Annotated in this window: 25 protein-coding genes; 4 read left to right on the top strand and 21 right to left on the bottom strand. The window is 64.8% G+C overall.

Annotated features, from left to right (window positions below):
* Nucleotides 1–124 precede the first annotated feature (124 nt).
* Complete coding sequence (locus tag ACNEOT_RS06555; protein WP_415973096.1) at nucleotides 125–364, top strand: hypothetical protein; 240 nt, start codon at nucleotides 125–127, stop codon at nucleotides 362–364.
* Here ACNEOT_RS06555 and ACNEOT_RS06550 read toward each other — a convergent pair.
* The 5 genes from ACNEOT_RS06550 to ACNEOT_RS06530 all read right to left on the bottom strand — a co-directional run bounded on the left by ACNEOT_RS06550 (nucleotide 361) and on the right by ACNEOT_RS06530 (nucleotide 6,088).
* On the bottom strand, nucleotides 361–1,041 hold the full coding sequence (locus ACNEOT_RS06550; RefSeq protein ID WP_415973095.1) for a GNAT family N-acetyltransferase: 681 nt from the start codon (nucleotides 1,039–1,041) through the stop codon (nucleotides 361–363). The genes ACNEOT_RS06555 and ACNEOT_RS06550 overlap by 4 nt on opposite strands.
* Before the next feature lie 34 nt (nucleotides 1,042–1,075).
* Nucleotides 1,076–2,947, bottom strand: coding sequence for an adenylyl-sulfate kinase (gene cysC / locus ACNEOT_RS06545; RefSeq protein ID WP_415973094.1), 1,872 nt, complete (start codon nucleotides 2,945–2,947; stop codon nucleotides 1,076–1,078).
* On the bottom strand, nucleotides 2,947–3,876 hold the full coding sequence (gene cysD / locus ACNEOT_RS06540) for a sulfate adenylyltransferase subunit CysD (protein WP_415973093.1): 930 nt from the start codon (nucleotides 3,874–3,876) through the stop codon (nucleotides 2,947–2,949). The genes cysC and cysD overlap by 1 nt, the downstream gene beginning before the upstream one ends.
* The gene (stf0, locus tag ACNEOT_RS06535; RefSeq protein ID WP_415973092.1) at nucleotides 3,873–4,664 is read right to left on the bottom strand and encodes a trehalose 2-sulfotransferase; all 792 of its coding nucleotides are present in this window, start codon (nucleotides 4,662–4,664) and stop codon (nucleotides 3,873–3,875) included. The genes cysD and stf0 overlap by 4 nt, the downstream gene beginning before the upstream one ends.
* A gap of 62 nt (nucleotides 4,665–4,726) precedes the next feature.
* Nucleotides 4,727–6,088, bottom strand: a complete 1,362-nt coding sequence (locus tag ACNEOT_RS06530) for a sulfatase (RefSeq protein WP_415973091.1) — start codon at nucleotides 6,086–6,088, stop codon at nucleotides 4,727–4,729.
* A gap of 39 nt (nucleotides 6,089–6,127) precedes the next feature.
* Here ACNEOT_RS06530 and ACNEOT_RS06525 point away from each other — a divergent pair, with 39 nt between their 5' ends.
* Nucleotides 6,128–7,015 carry an SUMF1/EgtB/PvdO family nonheme iron enzyme gene (locus tag ACNEOT_RS06525; RefSeq protein ID WP_415973090.1) on the top strand — a complete coding sequence of 296 codons (888 nt, stop codon included), beginning with the start codon at nucleotides 6,128–6,130 and terminating at the stop codon, nucleotides 7,013–7,015.
* Between the two features lie 45 nt (nucleotides 7,016–7,060).
* Entirely contained in the window at nucleotides 7,061–7,831 is a 771-nt protein-coding gene (gene map, locus ACNEOT_RS06520; protein ID WP_415973089.1) for a type I methionyl aminopeptidase, read from the top strand.
* Here map and ACNEOT_RS06515 read toward each other — a convergent pair.
* Nucleotides 7,815–8,327, bottom strand: a complete 513-nt coding sequence (locus ACNEOT_RS06515; protein ID WP_415973088.1) for a GNAT family N-acetyltransferase — start codon at nucleotides 8,325–8,327, stop codon at nucleotides 7,815–7,817. The genes map and ACNEOT_RS06515 overlap by 17 nt on opposite strands.
* Nucleotides 8,328–8,502: 175 nt before the next feature.
* Between ACNEOT_RS06515 and ACNEOT_RS06510 the strand changes: the two genes are divergently transcribed.
* The gene (locus ACNEOT_RS06510; protein WP_415973087.1) at nucleotides 8,503–8,982 is read left to right on the top strand and encodes a winged helix-turn-helix domain-containing protein; all 480 of its coding nucleotides are present in this window, start codon (nucleotides 8,503–8,505) and stop codon (nucleotides 8,980–8,982) included.
* Between the two features lie 10 nt (nucleotides 8,983–8,992).
* On the opposite strand, the gene ACNEOT_RS06505 is transcribed toward ACNEOT_RS06510, so the two are convergent.
* From ACNEOT_RS06505 to ACNEOT_RS06435, 15 genes are all read right to left on the bottom strand, one after another.
* Complete coding sequence (locus ACNEOT_RS06505; protein ID WP_415973086.1) at nucleotides 8,993–9,520, bottom strand: permease; 528 nt, start codon at nucleotides 9,518–9,520, stop codon at nucleotides 8,993–8,995.
* Between the two features lie 180 nt (nucleotides 9,521–9,700).
* Nucleotides 9,701–11,047, bottom strand: coding sequence for an LLM class flavin-dependent oxidoreductase (locus tag ACNEOT_RS06500; protein WP_415973085.1), 1,347 nt, complete (start codon nucleotides 11,045–11,047; stop codon nucleotides 9,701–9,703).
* Nucleotides 11,048–11,058: 11 nt separating this feature from the next.
* Nucleotides 11,059–11,928, bottom strand: coding sequence for an LLM class flavin-dependent oxidoreductase (locus tag ACNEOT_RS06495; protein WP_415973084.1), 870 nt, complete (start codon nucleotides 11,926–11,928; stop codon nucleotides 11,059–11,061).
* 5 nt (nucleotides 11,929–11,933) lie between these two features.
* Complete coding sequence (locus ACNEOT_RS06490; protein ID WP_415973083.1) at nucleotides 11,934–12,248, bottom strand: rhodanese-like domain-containing protein; 315 nt, start codon at nucleotides 12,246–12,248, stop codon at nucleotides 11,934–11,936.
* A gap of 463 nt (nucleotides 12,249–12,711) precedes the next feature.
* Nucleotides 12,712–13,932 (bottom strand): hypothetical protein, encoded by a 1,221-nt coding sequence (locus ACNEOT_RS06485; RefSeq protein ID WP_415973082.1) that lies wholly within the window; start codon nucleotides 13,930–13,932, stop codon nucleotides 12,712–12,714.
* A 47-nt stretch (nucleotides 13,933–13,979) separates the two neighbouring features.
* Nucleotides 13,980–14,513 (bottom strand): CGNR zinc finger domain-containing protein, encoded by a 534-nt coding sequence (locus tag ACNEOT_RS06480; RefSeq protein WP_415973081.1) that lies wholly within the window; start codon nucleotides 14,511–14,513, stop codon nucleotides 13,980–13,982.
* Between the two features lie 236 nt (nucleotides 14,514–14,749).
* Complete coding sequence (locus ACNEOT_RS06475) at nucleotides 14,750–15,685, bottom strand: quinone oxidoreductase family protein (protein ID WP_415973080.1); 936 nt, start codon at nucleotides 15,683–15,685, stop codon at nucleotides 14,750–14,752.
* A 37-nt stretch (nucleotides 15,686–15,722) separates the two neighbouring features.
* Nucleotides 15,723–16,862 carry an LLM class flavin-dependent oxidoreductase gene (locus tag ACNEOT_RS06470; protein ID WP_415973079.1) on the bottom strand — a complete coding sequence of 380 codons (1,140 nt, stop codon included), beginning with the start codon at nucleotides 16,860–16,862 and terminating at the stop codon, nucleotides 15,723–15,725.
* Entirely contained in the window at nucleotides 16,859–17,599 is a 741-nt protein-coding gene (locus ACNEOT_RS06465; protein WP_415973078.1) for a DUF1684 domain-containing protein, read from the bottom strand. Before ACNEOT_RS06465 ends, ACNEOT_RS06470 begins: the two co-directional genes overlap by 4 nt.
* Nucleotides 17,596–18,960 (bottom strand): NtaA/DmoA family FMN-dependent monooxygenase, encoded by a 1,365-nt coding sequence (locus ACNEOT_RS06460; protein WP_415973680.1) that lies wholly within the window; start codon nucleotides 18,958–18,960, stop codon nucleotides 17,596–17,598. Before ACNEOT_RS06460 ends, ACNEOT_RS06465 begins: the two co-directional genes overlap by 4 nt.
* A gap of 2 nt (nucleotides 18,961–18,962) precedes the next feature.
* Nucleotides 18,963–20,042: an LLM class flavin-dependent oxidoreductase gene (locus ACNEOT_RS06455; protein WP_415973077.1), complete on the bottom strand. Its 1,080-nt coding sequence runs from the start codon at nucleotides 20,040–20,042 to the stop codon at nucleotides 18,963–18,965.
* The gene (locus tag ACNEOT_RS06450; RefSeq protein WP_415973076.1) at nucleotides 20,035–21,633 is read right to left on the bottom strand and encodes a dipeptide ABC transporter ATP-binding protein; all 1,599 of its coding nucleotides are present in this window, start codon (nucleotides 21,631–21,633) and stop codon (nucleotides 20,035–20,037) included. Before ACNEOT_RS06450 ends, ACNEOT_RS06455 begins: the two co-directional genes overlap by 8 nt.
* Nucleotides 21,630–22,505, bottom strand: a complete 876-nt coding sequence (locus ACNEOT_RS06445) for an ABC transporter permease (RefSeq protein WP_415973075.1) — start codon at nucleotides 22,503–22,505, stop codon at nucleotides 21,630–21,632. Before ACNEOT_RS06445 ends, ACNEOT_RS06450 begins: the two co-directional genes overlap by 4 nt.
* On the bottom strand, nucleotides 22,498–23,478 hold the full coding sequence (locus tag ACNEOT_RS06440; RefSeq protein ID WP_415973074.1) for an ABC transporter permease: 981 nt from the start codon (nucleotides 23,476–23,478) through the stop codon (nucleotides 22,498–22,500). Before ACNEOT_RS06440 ends, ACNEOT_RS06445 begins: the two co-directional genes overlap by 8 nt.
* A 4-nt stretch (nucleotides 23,479–23,482) precedes the next feature.
* Nucleotides 23,483–25,144 carry an ABC transporter substrate-binding protein gene (locus ACNEOT_RS06435; protein WP_415973073.1) on the bottom strand — a complete coding sequence of 554 codons (1,662 nt, stop codon included), beginning with the start codon at nucleotides 25,142–25,144 and terminating at the stop codon, nucleotides 23,483–23,485.
* Nucleotides 25,145–25,292: the final 148 nt, after the last annotated feature.

Here is a 25,292-nt window from a genome sequence, read left to right as displayed (position 1 = left end):
CTGCCACCGCCCCGCCGCACGCTGCCAACTCGATCACATCGTCGCCTTCGACCACACCAACCCACTCGGCGGCGGCTGGACGACCATCAACAACCTCCAATGCCTGTGCGAGTTCCACCATTCGGTGAAAACCGCCGGCTACTGGACAGCCACCATGCTCCCCGGCGGCGCACTACTATGGACCTCCACCTCGAAAACCACCCGAATCACTCTGCCCGCCAACGGAACAGCCGCACCCATCCTCGGCAACGACCTCAGACCACACATCCCCACAAAACCGAGACGATCCGGCATCATCGCCTACCCCAACCCACCCGACAACCACGAGCCGCAGACAAACGACACGACAGCACCGCCGTTCTAGGCCGGTGTCCGTACCAACGTCAGCTGAGAGGTCTGACGCAATTCGAATCCGATGGAGAGGTAGAGCTCGATGGCGCGCACGTTCGAGGCCGCAGCATGCAGGAACGGCTCCTCGCCGCGAGCACGGATACCGTGACCGACGGCGCGCACCAGGTCGGTGGCAAGGCCCTGCCCACGGAACCCGGGATCAGTGCACACTGCACTGATTTCTGTCCACCCCGTCGGGTGCATGCGCTCGCCCGCCATCGCGATCAAGGCGCCATCTCGTCGAACACCGAGGTAGGTGCCGAGCTCGATCGTCCGGGACAAGAACGGCCCGGGCTCGGTGCGGCGCACCAGGTCCAGCATTTCCGGAACGTCCGCCGCACTCAGCTCGACGGCCTCCTCGAAGGGCCGCGTCTCGAGATGCGTTCCGACGAGCTGCACCAGGCCGAAGCTGTCCACAGACGACCAACCGACCGGAAGATCCACCACCGCGCCCCGCAGACCCACGACGGTTCGCGGGCCGTACAAGGCGGCGATGTCCTCCCAGTCCTGGCGCTCGAGCACCTCGGGGTGCGTGAGGAACGGCGACACCTCGGGATCCACCCGCCCTATCCGTCCGCGCCGAATCGCGAAGCGCGAAAGTGCGCCGTCGAGAGAACTGCGAATGGGTTCGTCGAGAGGATGCGCTGACACGAAAGTCAGGATTTCACGGCCGGTCGAGACGGCTCTATCGGGTGTCCGGTCGCCGCTCGTGCTCTTCCAGAACCACGAGGACCCTCTTCACGAGGTCGTCGATATCGGCACCGGTCGTGTCGATTGTCAGGTCCGGGTTCGACGGCGCTTCGTATGGCGCGTCGACGCCCGTCAGCCCTTTCAATTCCCCGGCCCGTGCTCGCGCGTAGAGGCCCTTGGGGTCGCGGCGCTCGCATTCTTCCAACGGCGTGCTGACAGCGACCTCGATGAACGGGAGCTTCGCCGCGTCGTTCAAGGCTCGTGCGATGGCGCGGTCGGATTCCAGCGGCGAGACGAGCGAGGCGATGGCCACCACACCGGAGTCGGCGAGCAGTCGTGTGAGATGCCCGACGCGGCGGATGTTCTCGGCCCTGTCCCCCGGGCTGAAGCCGAGATCGTCGGAGAGTCCGTGGCGGACGTTGTCGCCGTCGAGAAGGTATGCGGTGCGGCCGGATTCGACCAGTGCTCGTTCGAGGGCCACTGCCACGGTGGATTTACCCGAGGCCGGCAGACCCGTGAACCAGACGGTCGCACCGCTCTGACCCGTCGCGGTCCAGCGGTGCGCGCGGTCCAGCGCGGAGGGGTGCCACTTGATGTCGTTTCGAGTCTGCTCGCCGGGCTTGACCTCGCGGGCTTCGGCGATGGTGCCGGCCCCGACGGTGTCGTTGGAGGATTCGTCGATCAGGATGAAGGCACCGGCGTCACGGTTACCCAGGTATGGATCCGCCACGATCACCGACGACGTCCGCAGAGTCACGGTTCCGATGTCGTTGAGGGACAGCTCGACCGGGGAACTCTTCTCGTCCAGCGTCTCCGGGTCCAAGCGGGAATGCAGCGCCTGAACCGTCGCACGGACGGTTCTGGCCGTGTGTTTGAGCGACACTCGGTCGCCGGCACGCAGCGGAGTTGCGCCGAACCAGCACACCGTTGCATCGATCTCCCGAGCGAGCACCGGCTCATGTGCGCCGTCGACCCCGCTCACCAGGACGTCGCCTCGTCCGATATCGATGTCGTCGGCGAGCTGCACCGAAACCGACAGCGGCGCAACGGCTACCGTCCGTTCGTCGTCGAGCGTGTCGAGTCCGGTCACCGTGGATCGTGATCCCGACGGGAGCGCGACCACCTCGTCGCCGACGGCCAACGTGCCGGCAGACAGCCTGCCGGTGTACCGACGCCGCTCACCCGCGGTCGGGCGCGATACCCACTGAATGGGTAATCGCACCTCTGCGGGTTCTGCTGCTGGAGCTGCCAGTTCGATGGTTTCGAGGTGCTCGAGCAGAGTCGGGCCGGTGTACCAAGGTGTGTGCGCAGACCGATGCACCACGTTGTCGCCGTCCTTCGCGGCCAGCGGGATCACCGTCAGCTCGACGCCTCCCAGCCGCTCGGCCAGCAACCGCAGCTCGGCCTCCACTTCACGGAACCGTTCCTCGCCGTAGCCGATCAGGTCGATCTTGTTCACGGCCGCGACCAGGTGTTCGACGCCCAACAGCGTCGAAATCCGTGCATGCCTGCGGGTTTGACGCAGTACACCGGCGCTCGCATCGACCAGCAGCACTGCCACATCGGCGGTCGACGCACCGGTGAACATGTTGCGTGTGTATCGCTCGTGTCCCGGGGTGTCGGCCAGGATGTAGCTGCGCGATTCGGTGGAGAAGAATCGGTAGGCCACGTCGATGGTGATGCCCTGTTCCTGCTCGGCGCGCAGCCCGTCCGAGAGTGCAGCCAGGTCCGCGACACCGTCCTTGGTGACCGCGTCGAGGTGGTCGAGCGGCAGGCTGTCGGTATCGAACATCAGCCGCCCGATCAACGTGCTCTTGCCGTCGTCGACGGAACCGGCTGTGGCCAGTCGCAATAGTTGGCGTGTCATCAGAAGTATCCCTCGCGCTTGCGGTCTTCCATCGCGGCCACCGATGTTCGGTCGTCGGCGCGCGTTTCTCCCCGTTCGGATACCGTCGCCGCGGAGATTTCTCCGATGACGCCGGCGATGTCTGTTGCGTGCGAACGCACGGCTCCGGTGATCGTGAGGTCGCCGACGGTACGGTAGCGAACCCATTCCGTCGATGCTCGCTCGTGCTCGGTGGGCGAGGTGAACTCCGATGTGCTGAGCAGGATTCCGTCTCGCTCGAACACTTCGCGCTCGTGCGCGAAGTAGATCGGCGGCAGTTCGAGTCCTTCGAGTTCGATGTACCGCCAGATGTCGAGTTCGGTCCAGTTGCTCAGCGGGAAGACCCGTACTTGCTCGCCGCGGCGAATGCGGCCGTTGTACAGCGACCACGGCTCCGGGCGCTGCGCCCGCGGGTCCCATTGGCCGAACTCGTCACGAAAGCTGAGCACGCGCTCCTTTGCACGGGCCCGTTCTTCGTCGCGACGAGCCCCACCGAACGCGGCGTCGTAACGGCCTTCTTCCAACGCGTCCAACAGGGTTCGCGTCTGTAGGCGGTTGCGCGACGCGTTCGGCCCGCCGACCTCGGTGGAGCGACCGCGGTCGATCGAGTCCTGGACCGACGCCACGATCAGCTTGTGGCCTGCATCCTCGACTCGACGGTCTCTGAACTCGATGACCTCGGGGAAATTGTGACCGGTATCGATGTGCAGCACCGGGAACGGCAACGGCGACGGCCGAAATGCTTTCTCCGCCAATCGGAGCAACACGATCGAGTCCTTGCCGGCCGAGAACAGCAGCACGGGGCGCTCGAGTTCGGCAACCACCTCGCGGATGATGTGCACCGATTCGGCTTCGAGAATTCGGAGTTCGTCGACGGTCCTGAAATCGGCATCGGTGACGCTCGTTGTCATGCGCTCACCCTTTCGGCTCGGTAGCGGTCTATCCAGTCGTCGGAGCGGCTGTCTCCCTGCCGCTTCAGTGCGGGCGGCGGAGCGAGCGCGGGATCGAGTCCCAGCGCGCCGAGCACTCGTCCGACCTGCCCGGTGGTGTCGGCTGCCAACTCGCCGAAGGAGACTTCGAGGGGTGTCACGCCGGCTTCGGCGAACCACTGCGTCCAGGATCGCTCCTGCTCCACCAGGATTCGGTGCAGGTGGGCGATGCCGTCGGCGTTGTATTCGGCGCGAGCATCGACCTCGGGATCTGCACTGCCACGCCACACTTGCGTCTGTACCGCGCGCCACATCGAGACCGCCTGCGCCACAGTGTCTTCGCGTCGGACATGCACGAGGAGCACATCGTCACCGACAACGTCGTGGATGGCCGAGAGCAGGTCGGCACCCGTGCGATCGGGCAGACCGTCGGCCCACTCGGTGAGCAATGGAGTCTGATTCCACATCAGCTTTCCGCCCCACACGCCGTTGTTGCTGCGTCCCGCGGCGCGAATCCGATCCCGCCACTGAACGCTGGTCTCGGTGGCAGGCGTGCCTGGATCCAGCGGCGCGAGCAGCCGCAGTATCGACTCGTCCTCGACACCGGCAAACCATTCACGCGGCTGCGGTGCCAACGACGTGCTCGGCAGATACTGGAAGAACTCCTGCGGTTCGCCTGCTACGCCCGTCGCCCGCAACGATTCGACAAGCAGAGTGCTGCCACTGCGCTGCGACGCCAGCACGAGATAGGACCGTGGGTGATCGCTCATGGACGAGAGCGTAAACGAACTCGAACGTCCGCGCGCAACAGGCTATTTCAATCGTGCAGCGTTTAAATCTTGCCAGTTTCCTCATGTTGTGCATCGTCGATTCCACGCTCGGAACTCAGCGGGGACCGAGAGGTCGGCTTCAATCCGTGTACGGCCGCGTAGTCCTGGGTGTATCGATCGGAGATGCGTGTTCCGACGAAGTCGGACGGAATGACGTCTCCGGTGAACTCGCGCCATGTGTGCAAGCGCATCGCCAGATCCTCGGCAACGGCGCGGTAGGAGGAATTGCCGTAGACGTTGACGGTCTCGCCGGGGTCCGTTCGCAGGTCGTACAACTCCGTCCGGGCCCGCGGTCCGCTCACGGAGTCGGCCACGGCCTGCCCCGACGGGCTTTCCTCGATGTCCCACGGAAGATCCAATTGCGGCCGGTCCGTGTAGTTCTCGATGTAGCTGTACTCCTTGGTTCGCACGGCCCGGATGGGGTCGAACGAATCGTGGTAGGTCTTGGACGTGAAGACCTGCTCACGTGCCACAGCCGGTTCTCCGGTCAGTTGCGTGGCGTGCGAGAGCCCTTGGACTTCGTCGGGAATCGGCACGCCCAGCAGTTCCAACAGAGTCGGCACCAAGTCGACACCACTGAACAGCTCGTCGTACACCTGCGGTCGCAGTCCCCGTGCTGTCGGCGGTCGGACGATCATCGCGATTCCGGTTCCGGCCTCGTAGAGGGTCGACTTCGCGCGCGGAAAGGCCGGACCGTGGTCGGTCATGAAGACCACCCAGGTGTTCTCGTCGAGCCCTGTCTCGGCAAGCGTGTCGAGCAGTTCGCCCACCGCGGCATCCGCAACCTCGACCGATCCGTGAAATTCGGCCAGGTCGGCGCGGACCTCCGGGGTGTCGGGCAGGTAGTCGGGCACCTCGATCGACGACGCGTCGACCGGGGTGTAGCGCTCCCGCGGGTACGGCCGGTGCGTCTCGAAGAAGCCTGCGGTCAACAGGAACGGTTCGGTCCGCTCCTCGCGCAACCAGGCATTCGCTTTCTCCACGACGTACTCGCAGTACGAGTTCGACACGTCGTACGTCTCGAATCCCAACCGCGAGGGGAAGGACGTCTCGTGTTGCATTCCGTACAGCGTTGTCTGCCAGCCGGATTCACCCAACAGCGCAGGTAGCGTCCGCACTCCTGGGCGATACTCCCAGCCATGGTGAGCCAACCCGACGAGTCCGTTGCTCTGCGGGTAGCGGCCGGTGAACAGCGATCCCCGAGAGGGTGAGCACAGCGGCGCGGTGGCGTGCGCACGGGTGAACAGGATCCCCTCGGCCGCGAGCGCATCGACGCGCGGGCTCGACACCGAACGAACGCCGTATGCCCCCAGGTGACGCCCCAGATCGTGCCAATGAACAATCAGGACGTTCTCTTCACTCATTGTTATTGCCTAGCACATCTTTCGGCGCAGGATGCGATCATGAGTCCCATGCCTGGATGCTGTACACCCGATCGAAGCGGGAGCACTGCGGCCCCCACCAGCGCGTCGGGGTCCGGCGCGGCACCGCCGATGGTGAATCTGGACGGTGCCACATTTCTGATGGGGAGCGACGACGCTCGCAGCTACCCCGAGGATCTCGAAGGTCCGGTGCGATCGGTCGACGTCGACGCGTTCGCCATCGGCGTCACCACGGTGACGGTGACGCAGTTCGCAACATTCGTCGACGCGACCGGCTTCGTCACCGACGCAGAGACGTTCGGAGATTCGTTGGTGTTCGCCGGATCCCTCCCCTCTGCAGACCGCTCCCCCGAGGTCCCCGTCACGCCGTGGTGGCGCGTGGTTGCCGGGGCGAACTGGCGGGCACCGGCCGGGCCGCAATCGATGCTCGACGCCGTCGCCGACCTGCCGGATCATCCGGTCACTCACGTGTCGAGACGCGACGCGGCGGCGTTCTGCGCCTGGTCCGGTACGGCGCTGCCGACCGAGGCTCAGTGGGAGTTCGCAGCCAGGGGCGGGCTGGAGCAGCAACCGTTTCCGTGGGGCAGCGAACCGGACCTCTCACGCATGAACACCTGGCGAGGCGAATTTCCGGGGACATCGACCGATACCGTATACACCTGCGCTACAAAGTCTTTCGAGCCCAATGGATACGGCTTGCACGAGTGCACCGGAAACGTCTGGGAGTGGACCACCGGGGTGTTCGACGCCTCCCGCCGCGACCGACGGGCGGTGATCCGCGGCGGGTCCCACCTGTGCCACGACAGTTACTGCCGCCGCTATCGCACCTCGGCTCGTTCAGGGGTGTCCGAGGAGACGTCCAGCGGTCACATCGGTTTCCGGGTATGCAGCAACCCCTCCGGTCACTGATCGTTGAACCGGTATAGTTATTCGTGACACGACGAAAGGTCACCCATGATCGAAATTCTGCCGCCGACCAAATTCCCCCTCGCACGTGAGTCGGGTGCCCTGGTGGGCCAGATTCTCCGCACCGTCCGCGAGCGCGCCACCGTGGGCACCAACCTGCTCGAGATCGATCAGTGGACCAAAGACATCATCGAGGGAGCAGGAGCGACGTCCTGCTACGTCGACTACGCGCCCTCCTTCGGCCGCGGGCCGTTCGGCCATTACATCTGCACCTCGGTCAACGACGCTGTGCTGCACGGTCTTCCGCACGACTACGCGCTGGCCGACGGTGACTTGCTGACCCTCGACCTGGCCGTCGTCCTCGGCGGCGTCGCAGCGGACTCGGCCCTGAGCTTCGTCGTCGGCCAGAACAAGCCCGCGAAGGATCTCGCGATGATCGACGCCACCGAACGCGCGTTGGCCGCGGGGATCGATGCGGCTCGGCCCGGCAACAAGATCGGCGACATCTCTCACGCCATCGGAACAGTGCTCGGCGCAGCGGGCTACCCGATCAACATGCAGTTCGGCGGGCACGGTATCGGCTCGACGATGCATCAGGACCCGCATGTCTCCAACTCCGGGCGGCCCGGCCGCGGCTACAAGCTCCGTCCCGGCCTGATGCTGGCCCTCGAGCCGTGGATCATGGAAGACACCGCCGAACTCGTCACCGATCCCGACGGATGGACGCTGCGCGCCGCGACGGGATGCCGCACCGCCCACAGCGAGCACACCGTGCTCATCACCGACGACGGGGCCGAGGTTCTCACGCTCCGGTCTTGAGGACCTTCTCGAACGTGTTGGAGAAGGGCAGTGCCTCGTACGGCGGGAACACCGGGATTCGGGTGTAGCCGTTCTTCTCGTACAACCGAACTGCGTCGGGCTGGCGATCTCCGGTCTGCAGGATCAATCGGGGCAGGCCCTCGTTTCGAGCGGCCTTCTCCGACGCGACCAGCAGCGCCGTCGAGACTCCGGTTCCGCGATGTTCGGCATGGACGAACATCCGCTTCAGTTCGAGGTCGGGTCCGTTCCATCGCAGCGCCGCGTGTCCGACGGCCATTTCCGCGCCGTCCGCATCGCGGCGATAGACGACGAACGTGCGATGCACGGTGCCCTCGTCGACGGCGTTGGCCTGGGTCTTCGTCATCAGCTCGGCCCGATCCGCGTAGCGCGGACCCACCTCTGCAGCCATGGCCGCGCGTAAGGCTTCGGCGTCGGGATGATTCCACTCGACGGCGCGGGTCACCAATTCGGTGTGTGGGCGTAGTACATCGGTCACGCCCGATCGCAACACGCATGTCATAACAGGTCAACCATTGCGATCACGGTGAGCGGATACCTGGCGGAACGGCCCGTCGTCGATCAAGGTGTGACCGTGAACAAGAGCTGTCGCTGCCCTCGCTGACCATCCGACCCGTATCTGCAGCACCCTTGTCACAGGAGCCAGCCAAGTCATGAGTACCGAAGCCACCGTCGTCGTTCGCATTTCCGATTCCGGCACATCATCGCTCCAGGGACTCACGCGTCCCCAGTTGCATGCCCTCGCCGATGCTCTTCGCAGCGCCGCCAAAAGCTATGCCCCGCACGCGAAAATCCTGACGCGGTTCGACGTTCGCGTCAACGAACTGAACGCTCCCCTGGTGATCGACCTGCCCGCCCGCGACGTGATCCTGGGCGGCAAGAGCGTGCGATTCAGCCACACCGAGTTCGAGATCTTCGCCTATCTGGCTCGGCATCCACGTGTCGTTCTCGCTCGTTCCGAGCTCAACACTTCCGACGGCGGCCGCAGTGTCGACGTGCACCTGTCCCGGGTGCGAACCAAGCTGGGCCAGTTCGGTCGACTGATCACGACGGTCCGCGGTGCGGGATACAGATTCGACCCGGAGCCCGGTATCCGCATCATCACCGAGCCGACGGTGTTGCGCAGCGCCTGAATATCGAAAGTTACTGCGGCAGAGCCGCGGCAGCTGTGCGTCGACGTTTGCGGCGAACCACCACGAAGACCAACAACGCAACCAGAACCACCGCAATGACGGCACCGAGTGCAGTCGCACCACGGAAGCCGGGTGCACTGGTGTCGAGGGTTCGTTCGCCTGCATGGGCGGCGTTGCTGGATCCGAGGACGATCGTGAGCGTCAACAGGTTCGGGACAGCAGTGACGACGGCCAGGACGACCGACCCGATGGCCAGTTGTTTTCCTGCCCTGCCCTTACGGACCGACCATGCGCTCCAGAAGAACACCAGCGGCGCGAATGTGCAGACGATGCCGAACAGCAGTCCCCACAGGATGCCTTTGGTGAACGTGCGATCGGCCAGCTCCTCCACGCGCAGACTCCACCAACGCGGCAGGAATGCAGCCAGGACGAAGTAGGCGATCAGCAGAAGTACGACGCCGACTCCGAGGAGGATGGCGCGGCGCTTCCAGTTCGCCGAACTGGTCGACGATGCAGGCGTGGTCGGATCGGCAGTCATGCCGCCAATGGTAGAGCCTGCACAGCCGACTCAGAGGACGTCGCGACCGATTCGAGACCTGCACGTCGTAGACGCACAGGCCTCACGGATCGATCGGTTCCGGAGGGTGGGGTGTCGCTGCGCTCCTCGTGCGCGTTTTGCGTACCTCTGAATACGCAAAACGCGCACGAGGGGGGTGCCCTACGACGCCTGCACGCGCTGGGATGCGGCCTCCTCCTCGAGTCCGAGGTGACCGCGCAGCGTCGAGGTCGTGTATTCGGTCCGGTACACCCCCCGCTCCTGCAGGGCGGGAACCAGCTTGTCGACCAGCTCGTCGATAGCGTCGCCGAGGTGGTACGGGTTGATGTTGAATCCGTCGACCACCCGGTGGCGCACGAGATCCGCCCATCGGTCTGCCACTGCGGCAGGCGTTCCCGAGTGAAACCGCGACGCAGGTGACACTTCGAGAACCAACTCGCGGATCGACAAGCCTTTCTTTTCGGACAACGCACGCCACTGAGCAATCTGCTCGAGCTTGCCTGTCCGCGCGTCGATTGCGAGGGTTCCACGCGACGGATCTAGTTCGTCCTCGACCGGATCGATATCGGGTAGCGGACCTTCCGGGTCGTAGTTCGACAGGTCCTTGCCCCAGTAGTGTTCCAGGAACGCGATGGCGCGAACTCCGTTGTGCGCGTTGGACCGAAGCCAGCGAACCTTCTCTTCTGCCTCCGCCTCCGTGTCACCGAGAACCACGGTCACACCGGGCAGAATCTTGACGGCATCGGCAGCGCGACCGTACGCAGCCGTACGGGCACGCAGATCTCGGGCGTAGGCCACGGCAGCGTCGTAGGCGTTGTTGGCCGAGAACACCACGTCCGCGTGCCGCGCTGCGAGATCCCGCCCGCCAGAAGAGTCGCCGGCCTGGAAGAGTACGGGCCGCCCCTGTGCGCTGGCCGGAACAGTGGGCACCGCTTGGGCATTCAAGAGATCGGTCCGGCTTGCGACGGCTTCGCCTGCCCAGTACTTCTTGGCCAGCTCGACCACCTGGGTGGCCCGCTCGTAGCGGCGCTCGTGCTCCAACCAACCACCGCGGCGGAAGTTCTCTCCCGTCCAGGCGTTGTCGGTGGTCACGATGTTCCATCCGGCTCGACCGTCGGACAGTACGTCAAGGCTGGCCAATCGACGAGCCAGCTCCACCGGAATGCTGTAGGTGGTGTTCTGAGTGGCCACCAATCCGATCCGTTCGGTCACCGATGCCAGCGCAGCCAGCTCAGTGATGGCATCCGGTCGACCCGCGATGTCGGTGGACAGGATATCGCCACGGTTCTCCCGCACCCGCTGGCCGTCACCGAGGAAGAAGGCGTCGAACAACCCACGTTCGAGCTTGGTTGCCACGTCGATGAAGGTGTCGGTCGCCACCTGGTCCGGAGCGTTCGGGTCTTCCCAGACCGTCTGCGCGCCGATCCCCGGGTAGAACACTCCGAGATGGATCTGCGCGTTCGGGTCGAACGGTGCGCCGGTGTCCGGATGCTGATCGTCGATGCTCACGAATGTCTCTCCTACTTCTGCGCGGCCGCGTAACGACTGACCGGACGGGTGAATCCCAGGTTCTCGCGAAGCGACAGACCAGGGGTGGGTATGCGAAGCAGATGTGCCGGAACAGCAAGGTCTTTCACCGCTGTCGTTCCGAGATGCAGACGGACACCGTCGACGGCTCCGGCCACCGATTGGGCGTCGGAGAGGTGATCGATGTCGGCAAAGACCAACGCGGCTCCGTCGGCGCGGGCCGCATCGGCTCGATCCGCGATATCCTCTCCGCGCACCAGTGCGACATCGAGCAGATCCGTGATTCCAAGGTCGGCGTCGCCGATGACGACCACCTGGCCCTGCGGTGATCGTGGGGTGATCAGCGGCCCGACGACGTCGAAGAACTCGCCCTCGAAACGAACGTGGTGGACTTTCGCGGGATCGAGGTATCGACCGGTCGAAGCGTCACGTATCACGGCGTCGTCCTCCCACGAATCCCACAGTCGCCGAGAGACGTCGATGACGTCACGGATCTCGGCGGTGACATCGGCGTGCACCTGCGAACCCACCGCTGCGTGGGCGGCAGCCGTGTTGTCTGCGCCTACCACCCAGGCACCTCTGCCATGGGATGCATGGTCGAGGCTGGCGAGTTGTGTTGCGAGAAAGAATGGTTCGGTGGTCACGGTATGGACGGTCGGAGCCAGGCCGATCGTGGACGTGGTCGACGCCACGTACGCCGCACGCGTACCGGCGTCCAGTCGATTCCGCGACGAGACCAGAGAATCACCGAAGGTGACGAACGCGAATCCCGCACGCTCGGCGTCGGCGACCTTCTCGAGCAATCGAGCGGGCGATTCGTCGAAGCCGTCGAGTTCGAGGGCGAAGTAGAGCTGATCGGCCATCGTGGTCACAGTTCCTGAATCGCTGAGCTGTGGTCCCGCAGTGCAGAAAAACCACCCTCGACATGTGCGACGTTCGAGTAGCCGAGTTCGTGCAGCTCGTCGACCACCGGACCGGACCCCTTCACCGAACCGCAGAACACCACGATGCGTTCCGCACGGTCACGATCACTCGCCCCGAATTCCGCGGCCACATCCGACTTTCCGACGACGACCGCCCCTGCCACCGTGCCGAATTCGACTCTCGACGCCTCGCTCCGCACATCCACCAGCGTCACCTCGCTTGCCAGTGCCTCACTGGGGCTGATCAACTCCGAACTCATCGTGATCCTGCTTTCTCCGTGGCGTGTACCTGAACCGTCGCAACTTCTCACGATGCCGTAGCAGTTCATCCGGGTGAAGACATCGGATCAGCATGAGTCGAAGGCGGAGATCCGAAGGCACGAACCTCACACCCCTGTTGCCGACCGAGCGCCCCGGCTCCGACCCGAGAATCGGCGCGCGGTCGGCAGAAAGGGTGTGCGGTCGTAATCTAGAGCGCTGCCACCCAGGCCGGTGTTGTTCACCCGGGACAGCCCTGATTCCGCGCCGCAGGACCAATACGAGCCACTGCGCCGCAGCCGAACTCAGTGGTGACACCGTCTCGTATCCGGCCCGAAGGCGTGCTGGGCAACTCTCGGCGTCGGTCCCCAGTCGGTGAATCGAGTACCGAGGTAGACGCTGGCCTTGGCCGGATCCATGACCCGAGTAGTGCAAGAAAAGTCCCTGCGGCAACACGTTTGGATCCTAGCGAACGGCACCGGTCAACTTCGGCGCAACAGAACGGGTGCGATACGGCACCATCGCCCGAACCAGCAGTCCCAGGGACATCCCGATCCACATCCACATCAGATCGCCCAGCACCCACGTCACCGCGGCGCCCGCCACGGTGATCGACGTACCGAGTCCGATGCGCACGAGATTCGCGGCGAAGTCCGCTCGGCCGAATTCGACGCCGTCCCGGGTGAACGCTACTGCGCCCACCACGAAGCTCAGAGCAGAGAGCCACCAGATGGACCACGCGGCCGCTTCCACCTCAGCCGACGCCGACAGCAGGCGAGTGACCAACGGGCCCACCGCGAGAACCAGTACAGCCGAACCACTTCCGAGCCACAGCGAGCCGAGCAGGACAGTTCTCTCCACCGCAGCGCGCTCGGATTCCGACTTCGCCGACGACACCAGAATCTGAGCGGCCGACTTCCAGCCCTCCACGGCCAGCACCACCAGCAACCACACTTGATAGACCACCAGGTGCGCGGCCGCGTCGACGTCCGAGGAGTGGACGGCAGCCGCGGTCAGCGCCAGAGTCGCGCCGCCGAGCATCGCCGATCGAGCCGCAAGTAGTCCCGTCGCCGCGACGGACGCAGACCACCGATCGACTCCGCTGCGGGGCAGCGTTTTTCGCCCGGCCCACAGGTCTCGACGCTTCAGCATCCAGAATCCGACGAGGGCGACCGCCATCTGCGACAACCCCGATGCTGCGCCGATACCCGCGATGTCCAGACCCGAGGACGTCGCAGCAACGACGAACCCGACGTGGATAGCCGCACCGCCAAATGCGAGTGCGGTGACATCGGAGACGTGACCTCCCCCGCGTAAGGCGCCATAGCCGGCGAGAACCACAGCCGACACCGGCAATCCCGCGGCCCGCACCAGCAGATAGGTGCGGGCATCACCGTCGGCGACGGTCGTCGACGCAAAAAGCGTGACGCCACAGGCAAGTACGAGTCCCCACACGGCGGCCATCGCGACCGATCTGCTGACTGCCGCATGCACACGGGCCCTGCCGCCGTCGACACGGAGCCGCGCGATCTCGGTCGTCTGCGCAAACATCAGCGGGGTGAGCAGCCACGTCGTGGTGGTCATGACACCGGACCCGAGGGTAAGAGCGCTCTGCTCGGATACCCCCAGGTGACCGGCGGCGGCGGTGTCCGCCAACCCGCTCAGGGGTTCTGCCAAGAGTGCCAAGCCAGCGAGACTTGCCAACCGAACAGCCGAACGGACAATTTCGGTGTTCACGACGCATTGTTTCGATGCTTGCGGACATGACTGCGAGTGGCGCAGCGGCGCGTGCAGAACCGTTGACGCGCGGAGCGACTGAAGTCCACGAACGCTCGACCACACGAGTCGCACACCCCCAGCCGCAGTGCTCCGCCGGAGTCGGCCAGGACCGTCGCCAGCGCGACGAGGCAGTTGACACGCAGCCGATCTGCAATGCCATCCGAGGTGCCGTCGAAATGCAGGTGCGGGACGAATTCGTCCGAGATCGAGACGGTGACGCGGATGTCGACCGAGCCCAGCACAGTGTTGAGCGCATCGGCCGCCGAGCGAGTGTCCCCGACCTCGAAGACGGGCGAGACTTCCTGAGCGAAATGCTCCAGGACCGCATGTGCGTGGACAACGTCCTCGGGACCGACGCCACCTCGATGCCTGATGGGCAGCAGTTCCCGCGTCAGCAGTGCGGCCACCCAATCTCGGTCGAGAGTCCGCGACTTCCACGCGTTGACGATCTCGACAGCGAGTTCTGCGGCGGGTCTGTGAACGGTCATGCGGTCAGCATGCAGTAAGCGTCTACCTCATTTCAACGCTTACCGACGCGGGGCCACTCAGCCGCGGACCCCGAATTCGACAGCAACATGAGTGCAGGCGGGATGCGATCCGAGGCGATCGACGAGCCTGGCCAGCAGAGCTGTGAACCTGGTCATGCATCGAAACCTAGAGTGACGCCTCGCGGATTGCACCCGTTGCGATCACCCTGATTCGAATGTGTCGACCCGATTCGCGCTCAGGGAATCAGGACGAACTTGCCCCGAGGGTGTGCCGACTGCAGTTCGGCATGCGCCCTCGCAACCTCGTCGAGCGGGAAGGTCTTGGCCACCGTCACCTCGAATACTCCAGAACCTGCCTGCTCCAACAGGGTCGGTGAGGCAAGGCGTCGACGCTTCGCACTCTCCGGTCCTCCGACGGTGAGAAAGCCATCGGACGACGCCCGCCCGAAGGCTGCGGTGCTCACCAACCTCGATCTGTCCGTGAGCAATTCGAGGGATACGTCCACGGCCTCGTCCGTGCCGACGGTATCGATGGCCGCATCGATACCGTTCGCTGCTGCTGCCCGCACGCGGCCGAGCAATCCGTCGCCGTATTCGACGGGTTCGGCTCCGAATGCCCGCAGTGCATCGTGGTTCTGCGCTCTCGCAGTCCCGATGACGGTGGCGCCGCGCTCCTTCGCGAGCTGAGCCACCACGGATCCGACACCACCCGCAGCGCCGTGCACGAGCACCGTGTCCCCGCTCTTCACCCCGACGGATTCCAGTGCATCGTAGGCAGTTCCGGCTACAGCCAACACCCCGGCCGCGACGTTCCACTCGAGATCTGCGGGCTTCGGGAAGACGAAACGCGCAGGCGCAACGATCTTCTCCGCGTACGTGCCGTTGAGGCCCGACACGATCACCTCGTCGCCGACGGCGATAGGACCGACCGGACCCTCTGCGGAGCCACCGACCGCCACCACGATTCCCGACGCCTCGCTACCCAGCGCGATCGGGAGCTTCGATTCGTCGGTGCCGAACGCGCCGCTGTAGCTCTTGTAGTCGTAGGGGTTGACGCCGATCGCCTTCACCTCGACCAGAACCTCGCCCTCGGCGGGTTCGAGGAGCTCACGCTCGACGATTTCGATAGCTTCCGGTCCGCCGTAGGACGCTGCCACTGCTGCTTTGGTCATGGAGCGTACAACGCCTGGCACGGTGCGAATGTTCCGATCAGATTCGCAGCCGCGGCAGTCCCCATTCCTTACCGAGCAACTCGTACGAGCGCAGCCGATCGGCGTGATCGTGAGTCACGGAGGTGAGCACCAGTTCGTCCGCGCCGGTTGCTGTTTGCAACGCCTCGAGCTGCTCCGACACGGTTGCTGCGGATCCGACGAATTGCGTGCTCACCCGATCGGCTACGAGCCGATACTGCTCATCGGTGAGCGGCGTGGCCGTCTTCGGATTCGGATATTCGACGGCCCCGCGGCCGCTGCGAATGCTGTGCACCCACTGCGGGAACGATCCCGCGAGTTCACCGGCCTGCGAATCGGATTCGCCCACAACTACATCGGCCGACACCGCGACATACGGCTCGGACAGCGCTGCCGAGGGCACGAACGCCCGCCGATACTCGTCTATCGCGTCGGGGGTGGTACCCGGAGCGAAGTGATAGCTGGCAGCGAACGGCAGACCGCGGGCCCCGGCCTCACGGGCGGTAGGCCCGGCGCTACTGCCGAACAGCCACAGTTGCACGGCCGCCCCGACACCGGGCCGAGCCGTCAACGACACCCCGTCGCGCTCGTACGTACCGTCGATAAACGCGGCCAGGTCGTCGAGCTGCTCGGAAAAGTCCGGGGACTGAGCGTGCGGCTGCTGCAGCGCAGCCAAAGATGCGGACAGCAGCGGGGTCTTGCGCGGTGCCGCAGCCGCTGGGGCGGACGGGAACAGCCCACCGACCTGGGGCTGCGCGACGCGCTCCGGCGCAACCTGTTCACTCGCAGCCTGTCCGTTCCCTGTCACTGCCTCGGCCCGGCGCTGGCCCGAGCGGCCGACTCCCAGATCGATTCGATCCGGGTACACCGCATCGATCGTTCCGAAAGACTCCACCACGGCTGCGGCCGTGGTGAAGCCCAGCTGCACCGCCGCGGAACCGACGCGAATCCTGTTGGTAGCAGCGGCGATCAGACCGATCAGCACGGCAGGTGACGAACTCGCCGTCGCAACGAAGTGATGTTCGGCAACCCAGTAGCGCTCGTATCCCCACTCCTCGGTCTGTCGCGCCAAGTCGAGGGTGTTTCGCAGTGCCTGCGCAACCGTCGACCCTTCGCTGATCGGGGACAGATCGAGGACCGACAGTGGCACACGCGTCATCGGGGGTTCTTCTCCCCGGCCTCGATAGCGACGGTCAGTCTGTTCTCCGCTGGGGCGACAGGGCACGTCGCGTAGTCGGTGAACGCGCACGGCAAGTTTGCCGCTCGGTTGAAGTCGAGGACGACGGTGCCGTCCTGCGCCGCCGGCACCGTCAGAATCCGAGCCGCCGGATACGTGGTCACACCGCTGGTGGCGTCGGTGAACAGAACTCGCAGTTCGGCATCTTTGCCGCCGAAAGCGACCAATTGCTGCGCAGCGCCTGCCCATTCGAAGTCGAGAGTTCCCGCCGCCGTGTGGTGATGTTCGAGTCCCTCGACCACTGCCCCGGTGGTGACGGTGACGGGCGAGTCGTAGGGCGCGAACGTTGCCGTCACGACGAACTTCTCGTCGGGCTCGTACGCCGGAATCCCCTTGTAGGCCTTCAGGGTCGGTGCCTCCGGGTCGTGGACGCGTAATGCCACCGAGCCGGTACGACGAATCACCTCGATTCGGCGATCACCGTCCTCCACCAGAATTCCCGGCGCACCCTCCACCGGGCTCAACGTCGAAACGCCGTCGACACCTTCGACCGTCACCGAATCGGCATCGGCCTTCCACCGGCCGGGAAGATCGGCCACTGTCTCGAAATCATCGGTGAGCCAGTACAACCCGGTCAGCGACACCCAACCTAGAGGGTCACCGTAGGACGCCTCTCGGTCTGCATGCCACTGCTTCCACTCCTGCTCGAACTCGCTCATGATGCTCGTACTCCTTCGTGCTGTTCGTACGGATGACGCAGGCCCAGGTGATCGCGCAACGTGGTTCCGGAGTACTCGGTGCGGAAGCTGCCTCGCTCCTGCAGTTCTGGGACGACTTTGTCGACGAACTCGTCGAGGCCTGCGGGGGTGATGTGCGGGACGAGAATGAACCCGTCGGACGCATTGTTCTGAACGTAACCGTCGATCTCCTCGGCCACCTGCGACGGGGTACCGACGAACTGCTGTCGCGTCGTGACCGCGATGATGAGTTCGCGGATGCTCAGGTTGTCCGCTTCTGCACGTTCACGGTATTGCGCCGCGAGCGTCCGTGGATCGCCGTGCCGCGCGCGGCCACGGGTGATACTGACGTCGCCACTGGGTTCGATGTTCGGCAACGGACCGTCGGGGTCGTACGCCGACAGGTCCTGCCCCCACACCTGTTCGAGGAACGAGATGGCCGTCTTGCCACTGACCTGCTGATGCCTGATGTGGTCGGCCTTCTCGGCGGCGTCCTGCGCCGAATCACCGAGCACGAAGGTCGCAGCGGGCAGCACCTTGAGGTCGTTGTGCTCGCGCCCGTACTTGGCGAGCCGATCCTTGACGTCGGAATAGAACTTCTGGCCGTCCTCCAGGCTGCCGTGAATGGTGAAGATGGCGTCGGCCTTCGCCGCACCGAATTCGCGTCCCTCATCGGAGTCGCCTGCCTGCAACAGAACCGGATGTCCCTGTGGGCTGCGTGGCAACGTCAATCGACCCTCGACGTCGAACTGCGGGCCGGAATGTCGCACCGTTCCGATCTCGGATTCGCGACCGAAGATTCCTCGTTCCCGGTCGACGAGAAATGCGTCGGACTGCCAGCTGTCCCAGAACTGTCGCGCCACGTCGATGATCTCGTTGGCGCGCACGTAGCGGTCGGCCCGATCCAGATATCCACCGCGCCGGAAGTTCTCACCGGTGAACGCATCCGATGAGGTCACCATGTTCCACGCCGCCCTACCGTCGGACAGGTGGTCCAGTGACGAGAACTGCTTGGCCAGCTCGAACGGCTCGTTGAAGGTCGTGTTGATCGTCCCCGCCAACCCCAGCCGCGTCGTCACCGATGCGAGGGCATTGAGTACGGTGAGCGTGTCGGGACGACCGACCACATCGAGATCGTGAATCCTGTTGCGGTGCTCGCGTAATCGCAATCCTTCCGCGAGGAAGAAGAAGTCGAACAGACCACGCTCGGCTGACTCGGCGAGGTGCACGAACGAGTCGAATTCGATCTGGCTCTTCGATTCCGGATCCGCCCACACGGTGGTGTTGTTGACGCCCGGAAAATGGGCACCGAGGTGAATCTGCTTCTTGGTCCGCGTGGAGATCGTCACCGGTTGTTCCTTTCGACTGCTGCGTAGCGACTGATGGGGCGAGCAAGACCGAGCCGCTCCCGCAACGTGGTGCCCGTGCGTGCATCGGTGGCCGGGAGCGCCTGGAGTCCCGACGGAAGAGCGAGCGGGACGAGGGTGACCCCATCGAGACCCGCGGCCTCGATGGATCCGAGCAACAGGTTCAGCCCCGTCGCGTCACCGACGTACTGCACCGATTCGGGTACACGGGCCTCGCCGGCCCACTTGTCGAGTTGCGCGAGTTCGGCTGCCGCCGTGCCCGATACGAGGGTTTCAATATCGAGGAGTACGAACACCTGCGCCGGATCCCGTCCGGCGGCGACGATGGCCCGTCGAATACGGGCTGCCGTGTGTGTCGCGTCCTCCACTGTTGCCGCGGCGATTCGGATGATGTCCGCTCGTGTTGCCGCGACTGCGTTCGATTCCGGCGAATCCGCTCGCACCGACACCAGGGGTTGCCCTTGCGGGGATCGCGGGGTGATCGACGGGCCCTTCACCGAGAAGTTCTCGCCCTCGAAGTCGATGTAGTGCAGCTTGTCTCGGTCGATGAACCGTCCGGTGGCCGCGTCGCGGATCTCGGCGTCGTCCTCCCAGCTGTCCCACAGTCGGGTGACGACCTCGACTGCCTCGTCCGCCTCGTGCCACAGACTGACGTTGTCCTGCTCGGCCTTTCGCCCGAACAGGGCCGCTTGACCCGCGCCCGGGGTCACCTCCACGTGCCAACCCGCTCGACCGTAGGACGCGAAATCGAGGCTGGCGATCTGCTTCGAGATGTGGAACGGCTCGGTGTGGGTGACGGTGATCGTGGGAACCAGGCCGATGTGTTCGGTGAGTGCAGCCGCCCTGGCGGCGATGGCTGCGGCCTCGAGGGTTCGAGTGGCGAACGAATCGCCCAGGAAAGCCAGATCGATGCCGGCGCGGTCCGCTGCCTGCAGCTGGTCGATCCAGAACCCTGCTGTGAACACCTCTTCCGCGCGGGAATCCGGACGACGCCACGCCTGAGGATGGGCGCCGGTGCCTCGGAGATCGATTGCGACGACGAACTGCCCGTCAGACATTGATACTCGCTTTCTCGTGCGCACGTCCGGGAATGGCCCCGAGCAGCTCGCGGGTGTAGTCCTGCTGTGGATTGTCGAATAGTGCTGCAGTGTCGCCGTATTCGACGATGACGCCGGACTGCATGACGGCCACGGTGTCGCTGATCTGCCGGACGACGGCCAAGTCGTGCGAAATGAACAGATAGCTCAGACCCAGTTCGGATTGCAGGTCGTCGAGCAGAGTCAGGATCTGCGCCTGCACCGACACATCCAGGGCCGAGACCGGTTCGTCGAGAACCACCAGGTCCGGTGCCAACGCCAACGCACGGGCAATGGCGACGCGTTGACGCTGCCCACCGGACAGTTCGGCAGGCCGTCGGGCAAGGTAGTCACTGCTCAGCGCAACCTGGTCCAGCAGTGCACGGGCACGCTCGGAGCGCTCTCGCGAACTACCGATCTTGAACGCGTCCAGTGGTTCTCGCACGATCTCGCCGACGCGTAATTTCGGATTCAGCGAGGCGTACGGGTTCTGATAGACGATCTGCACCCGTCGACGTAGTTCGCGCTTGGCCTTACCTCGTAGACCGGTGATGTCCACTCCGTCGAACACCACCGAACCGGACGACGGCGTCTCGAGGCCGATTGCTATGCGCGCCAACGTGGATTTGCCCGAACCCGATTCGCCGACCAGCGAGAGCGTCCGACCGCGTTCGACCGTGACCGTGGCGTCCCTGACGGCATCGAGGTGCACTCCGCGTCCGATCGTGAATCTCTTGGAGACCTCCCCTACCGTCAGAATGGGTTCCGCGGGTGTGGTGCGCGAGGGTCGGATTGCGGTGTTCAACGAGGGTGCCGCCGCCAGAAGCTTGCGGGTGTAGGGATGCGTGGGGTTTGCCAGAACGTCGGCTGTGGAGCCTGTTTCGACGATCTCGCCACCGCTCATGACGATCAGGCGATCGGCGCGGTCGGCTGCGACTCCGAGATCGTGGGTGATCAGCAGAACTGCGGCACCCGTCTCGGCGATCCTGGCATCGAGGTGGTCGAGAATACGGCGCTGCACGGTGACGTCGAGGGCGCTGGTCGGTTCGTCCGCGATCACCAGTTCCGGGCGGCACGCGAGAGCGATTCCGATCAGCACGCGCTGCCTCTGCCCGCCGGACAGGTCCTGCGGGTACTGGCGCGCCCGAACTTCAGGGTTGTCCAGACCTGCCTCGGTGAGGATGCGAATGGCTTCGATCTTCGCGGAGCGGCGATCTGCGAGGCCGTGTACTCGCAGCACCTCGGCAACCTGATCGCCGACACGGACCACCGGGTTCAGCGAGGTGGTCGGATCCTGCGGGACGAGCCCGATGTGACGGCCGCGCAACCGGTTCAACGTCTTGTCCGAGGCGGTATCGAGCCGCTGCCCGTCGAATGTCACCGATCCGCCCACGATGCGGCCGGTGCCCGAGAGCAGACCCATGACGGCATGCGCGGTGGTCGACTTCCCGGAGCCGGACTCACCGACCACGGCAACCACCTCACCGCGATCGACGGTGAATCCGATGCCTGCGACAGCGGCCGTATCGCCGTAGTTCACCTGCAAATTCTCGACCTCGAGAATGGGACTCATTGCGATCGCCTCTCGAGTGCGTGGCCGAGGCGGTGCGCGGACAGCACAACTGCCACGATCACCAATCCAGGCAACGTGGTCATCCACCATGCGGTGGCCAGGAAGTTACGGCCTTCGGAAATCAGCGATCCCCATTCCGGGGTCGGCGGGGCAGCACCGAAGCCGAGGAAGCTCAACGACGACACGTACAGCACTGCCATACCGAACTCGACTGCGGCAAGGGCGATCACCGGGCCGTAGGAGTTTCTGAGTATGTGTTTGCGGAAGACGTCGAGCCGCCGCACTCCCGATGCGTATGCAGCTTCCACGTACAGCGAGCGGCGCACCCGTAGCACCTCCGAACGCATCACTCTCGCGAAGTTGGCGATCAAGGTGACTCCGACGGCGATCGCCACATTGACGGTGCCGAAGCCGAGGGCGGTGACCAAGGCCAGCGAGAGCAGCAACGTCGGAATCGACAGCAGCACATCGACGATGCGCATCAGTGCCGCGTCGAGAATCCCGCCGACGGCACCCGAAACCAGCCCGATCACCGATCCGACCACCAACGCGATGCCCACCGCCAACAGCGTTGCCGTCAGCGACAGGCCGGAACCGTGGACCACCCGGGTGAAGACGTCGCGGCCTATGTTGTCGGTGCCGAACCAGTGCGCCGCACTCGGTGCCTGGAGCTTGTCGGCGGGCACGCCCACCAGCGGGTCGCCGCTCGCGAAAACGGACGGGAACAGCGCGAACCCGAGAGCCAGCAACAGCACGAGCACGGAGATGCCGAGCCACACATGCTTCAGCACCTCTCGGCGACGGCGAGGGGGCACGGCTATCGGCTGCGGCTCGATCTGTACCGCTGGTTCACGAATCAGTGTGTCAGACATGAGCTTTCTCCGGTTCTGCGCTTGCCTTCGCGGGCTTGTACTCACGCACGATGCGCGGATCGATCAGCGGATACAGCAGATCGACAGCGAGGTTGACCAGGACGAAGACGAGCGAAGTGAGAACGACGATGCCCTGCACCACCGGAATGTCCTGAGCCAGCACCGACGTCTGGGTGAGCCGCCCCACCCCGGCGCGCGAGAAGACCGTCTCGACGACGACCGAACCGGCCAGCAGCGTGCCGACCAGTACTCCGGCGATAGTGAAGGCCGGGATGGACGACAGGCGCAGAACGTGTCGCGTCTGCACGCGGAGACGTGACACGCCCTTGGCGCGAGCAACATCGACGAAGGGCTGCTTCCACGTCGTCGTCATGCTGGTAGCGAGCACTTGGGCTATGACTGCACCGGTCGGCAGGGCCAACGTCACGGCCGGCAGGACCAGCGACGCGACGCCCGCGTCTCCGAATGCCGGGAACCAACGCAGGCGGAACGAAAACAGTTGCAACAGAAGCAGACCTACCCAGAAGGTCGGCACCGCCACCCCGAGCGGCGGGAGCGCGAACAGCAGGTTCTTCAGCCACGCCGTCTGTGTGTATGTCGCGGCGTAGGCCAGCGCCGTCCCGAACACGACGGCAAGCACCAATGCCGACCCGGCCAGACCGAGGGTGCTGGGCACGGCATCGAGGATTGCCGTCGTCACGGGTTGGCCGGTGGCGATGGACAATCCGAAATCGCCCTGCACCGCACCGACCAGCGAATGCCAGTACTGCACCCACACCGGCTGATCGAGGCCGTAGCGGGCCTGCAGTTCGGCGACGGCCGCAGCGTCCACCGGAGTGCCCGAGCCCGCCGAGTCAACGGCAAGACTGACCGGGTCCGAGGGCAGCAGGAACAACACGACGAACGAGATGGTGAACGCAGCCCACAGCACTGCCAGTGCCTGCAGTACTCGCTGCCCGAGGTAGCGGATCATGGCCCTACTGCCCGCTCAGCCAGGCATCGAAGAACTGCAGCCGCGCAGATGCCTCGAACTTCAGATCCTGAACCTTGGAGCCGACACCGACGGCCTGAGAAAGTTCGACGGTGGGAATCCACAATCCGTTGTCGAGGATCTGCTGCTGCGCAGTGTCGAGAATCTTGTCTCGCGCTGCGACGTCCGTCGTCGACAGTTGTTCTGTCAGAGCAGTATCGAGCTCCGATTTCGACGGGCGAGCATTGAGGTTGCGGCCGTCCACTGCAAACGACGTGCGCAGAATGTCCCCGTCGGCTCGGGTGCTGTTGTAGTAGGTCGAGTCGTAGTCCTTGGTTCCCTGTCGCGCCGTCGCCTCGGACGTCGACACCAGTTCGAGCTGCAGGTCGACGCCCACCGCACGCAGCTGCTGTTGGGTCAGTTCCAGAATTGCCTGGTTGCCCGCGAAGACCGCCGAGTACATGACCTTGAAACTGAGCTTCTGCCCGTCCTTTTCGCGGATCCCGTCTGCTCCCGGCACCCAGCCTGCAGCATCGAGCAGAGACTTCGATTTATCGGGGTCGTAGGTGACATCGGCGAGAGCGACGTACCCGGGAGTCGAGCTGGCGAGCGTGCCGGTGGCCGGCTTGAAATCAGGCCCCAGGACGGTGTCGACGAGTTCCTGACGGTTGATCGCAGGCACCAGAGCGGTTCGCACCGCGGGGTCCTGCAGAGCGCCGCGGGTGACGTTCGGCTGAATACCGAAGGGAACACCTGGATTCGACGTCGTCAGGATTCGGCCACCGGTTGCCTCGATCTGTGGCGCGTCCTGCGGCAACGCGTCGCTGACTGCGTCGAGCTGATCGGACGACAGGCTGCCGGTACGAACACCGGACTCGGGCACGATGGTGAACTCGATACGGTCGAGGTACGCCTCGCCGTCGTGGCCGAATGCCGAAGAGCCCCAGCTGTATCCGGTTCGCTTCGCCAAGGATACGGAGCGATCCTGCTGGTAGTCCGCGTACGTGAACGGTCCCGATCCGATGTTGGTACCCAAGCACCGCGATTCCGCCGACTGTGCGGAGGTTGCGGGGGCTTGAATGCCGAGCTGGGCCGTCGAACTTGCCTGCAGGAACTGTGCATTGGGTGCTGCGAAGTCGATTCTGAACGTGACCGGGTCGACAACCGTGGTGCCCTGATACCCGGTCAGATAGCTGGCCGCGAGCGGCGCTTTCGCCGGCCCGACGGTGCTTACGATGGCATCGAAGTTCTGTTTCACCGCGGCGGCGTCGAGCGCGGTGCCGTCACTGAACGTCACACCGTCCTTCAAGTGGAAGGTGAACGACTTCGCGTCGGGACTGACGTCCCAGCTCTCGGCCAACCACGGCTCGATGGCACCGGTCTCCGGGTTCTGGTCGGTGAGCGAATCGACCACCTGGCGGGTGACGTAGATCGTCTGATTGGTGCCGGCCTGCGCGGGATCGGAGCAGGTCGGAGCGCCGGACAAGCCGTAGCGCAACGTCCCTCCAGGCTGCGGCGGGCCGGCGTCGGCCGCCGAGGTGGTGGCAGCGCCGGCGCAACCGGCAAGCAACGTGGCGGTTGCGGCGAGGACGCCGGCCGCCAAAAGAGCAGGGCGAGTGGACACGTGGGTGTCTCCGATATCTGGTCGATCGCACGACGACTCCCGCATCCGGGCCACGTGTGCCCAGGAAGGAGTGCGTGCAGATGAGGTGAGGTGTCGAGAACGAGCAGTGACGAAATGTCAGCTAGGACAGTTCGAACCGTTCAGACGGCACAGATCCACATGGAGACGGCGAGAACCGTTGACGAAGCCTGCG

The organism is Rhodococcus sp. 077-4, assembly GCF_047782425.1.
Taxonomy (GTDB): Bacteria; Actinomycetota; Actinomycetes; order Mycobacteriales; family Mycobacteriaceae; genus Rhodococcoides.
The sequence above is the reverse complement of the archived record's forward strand: the minus strand, read 5'-3'. Positions and strand labels throughout refer to the sequence as shown.

Bases quoted from the DNA above. Each gene is read 5' to 3' on its own strand.
- ACNEOT_RS06455 (WP_415973077.1), bottom strand. From the start codon at position 20,042: ATGTCTGACGGGCAGTTCGTCGTCGCAATCGATCTCCGAGGCACCGGC.
- ACNEOT_RS06510 (WP_415973087.1), top strand. From the start codon at position 8,503: ATGAGTACCGAAGCCACCGTCGTCGTTCGCATTTCCGATTCCGGCACA.
- ACNEOT_RS06470 (WP_415973079.1), bottom strand. From the start codon at position 16,862: ATGACGCGTGTGCCACTGTCGGTCCTCGATCTGTCCCCGATCAGCGAA.
- ACNEOT_RS06525 (WP_415973090.1), top strand. From the start codon at position 6,128: ATGAGTCCCATGCCTGGATGCTGTACACCCGATCGAAGCGGGAGCACT.
- ACNEOT_RS06450 (WP_415973076.1), bottom strand. From the start codon at position 21,633: ATGAGTCCCATTCTCGAGGTCGAGAATTTGCAGGTGAACTACGGCGAT.
- ACNEOT_RS06530 (WP_415973091.1), bottom strand. From the start codon at position 6,088: ATGAGTGAAGAGAACGTCCTGATTGTTCATTGGCACGATCTGGGGCGT.
- ACNEOT_RS06465 (WP_415973078.1), bottom strand. From the start codon at position 17,599: ATGAGCGAGTTCGAGCAGGAGTGGAAGCAGTGGCATGCAGACCGAGAG.
- ACNEOT_RS06445 (WP_415973075.1), bottom strand. From the start codon at position 22,505: ATGTCTGACACACTGATTCGTGAACCAGCGGTACAGATCGAGCCGCAG.
- ACNEOT_RS06495 (WP_415973084.1), bottom strand. From the start codon at position 11,928: ATGGCCGATCAGCTCTACTTCGCCCTCGAACTCGACGGCTTCGACGAA.
- ACNEOT_RS06505 (WP_415973086.1), bottom strand. From the start codon at position 9,520: ATGACTGCCGATCCGACCACGCCTGCATCGTCGACCAGTTCGGCGAAC.
- stf0 (WP_415973092.1), bottom strand. From the start codon at position 4,664: ATGAGCGATCACCCACGGTCCTATCTCGTGCTGGCGTCGCAGCGCAGT.
- map (WP_415973089.1), top strand. From the start codon at position 7,061: ATGATCGAAATTCTGCCGCCGACCAAATTCCCCCTCGCACGTGAGTCG.
- cysD (WP_415973093.1), bottom strand. From the start codon at position 3,876: ATGACAACGAGCGTCACCGATGCCGATTTCAGGACCGTCGACGAACTC.
- cysC (WP_415973094.1), bottom strand. From the start codon at position 2,947: ATGACACGCCAACTATTGCGACTGGCCACAGCCGGTTCCGTCGACGAC.
- ACNEOT_RS06480 (WP_415973081.1), bottom strand. From the start codon at position 14,513: ATGACCGTTCACAGACCCGCCGCAGAACTCGCTGTCGAGATCGTCAAC.
- ACNEOT_RS06475 (WP_415973080.1), bottom strand. From the start codon at position 15,685: ATGACCAAAGCAGCAGTGGCAGCGTCCTACGGCGGACCGGAAGCTATC.
- ACNEOT_RS06490 (WP_415973083.1), bottom strand. From the start codon at position 12,248: ATGAGTTCGGAGTTGATCAGCCCCAGTGAGGCACTGGCAAGCGAGGTG.
- ACNEOT_RS06435 (WP_415973073.1), bottom strand. From the start codon at position 25,144: ATGCGGGAGTCGTCGTGCGATCGACCAGATATCGGAGACACCCACGTG.
- ACNEOT_RS06440 (WP_415973074.1), bottom strand. From the start codon at position 23,478: ATGATCCGCTACCTCGGGCAGCGAGTACTGCAGGCACTGGCAGTGCTG.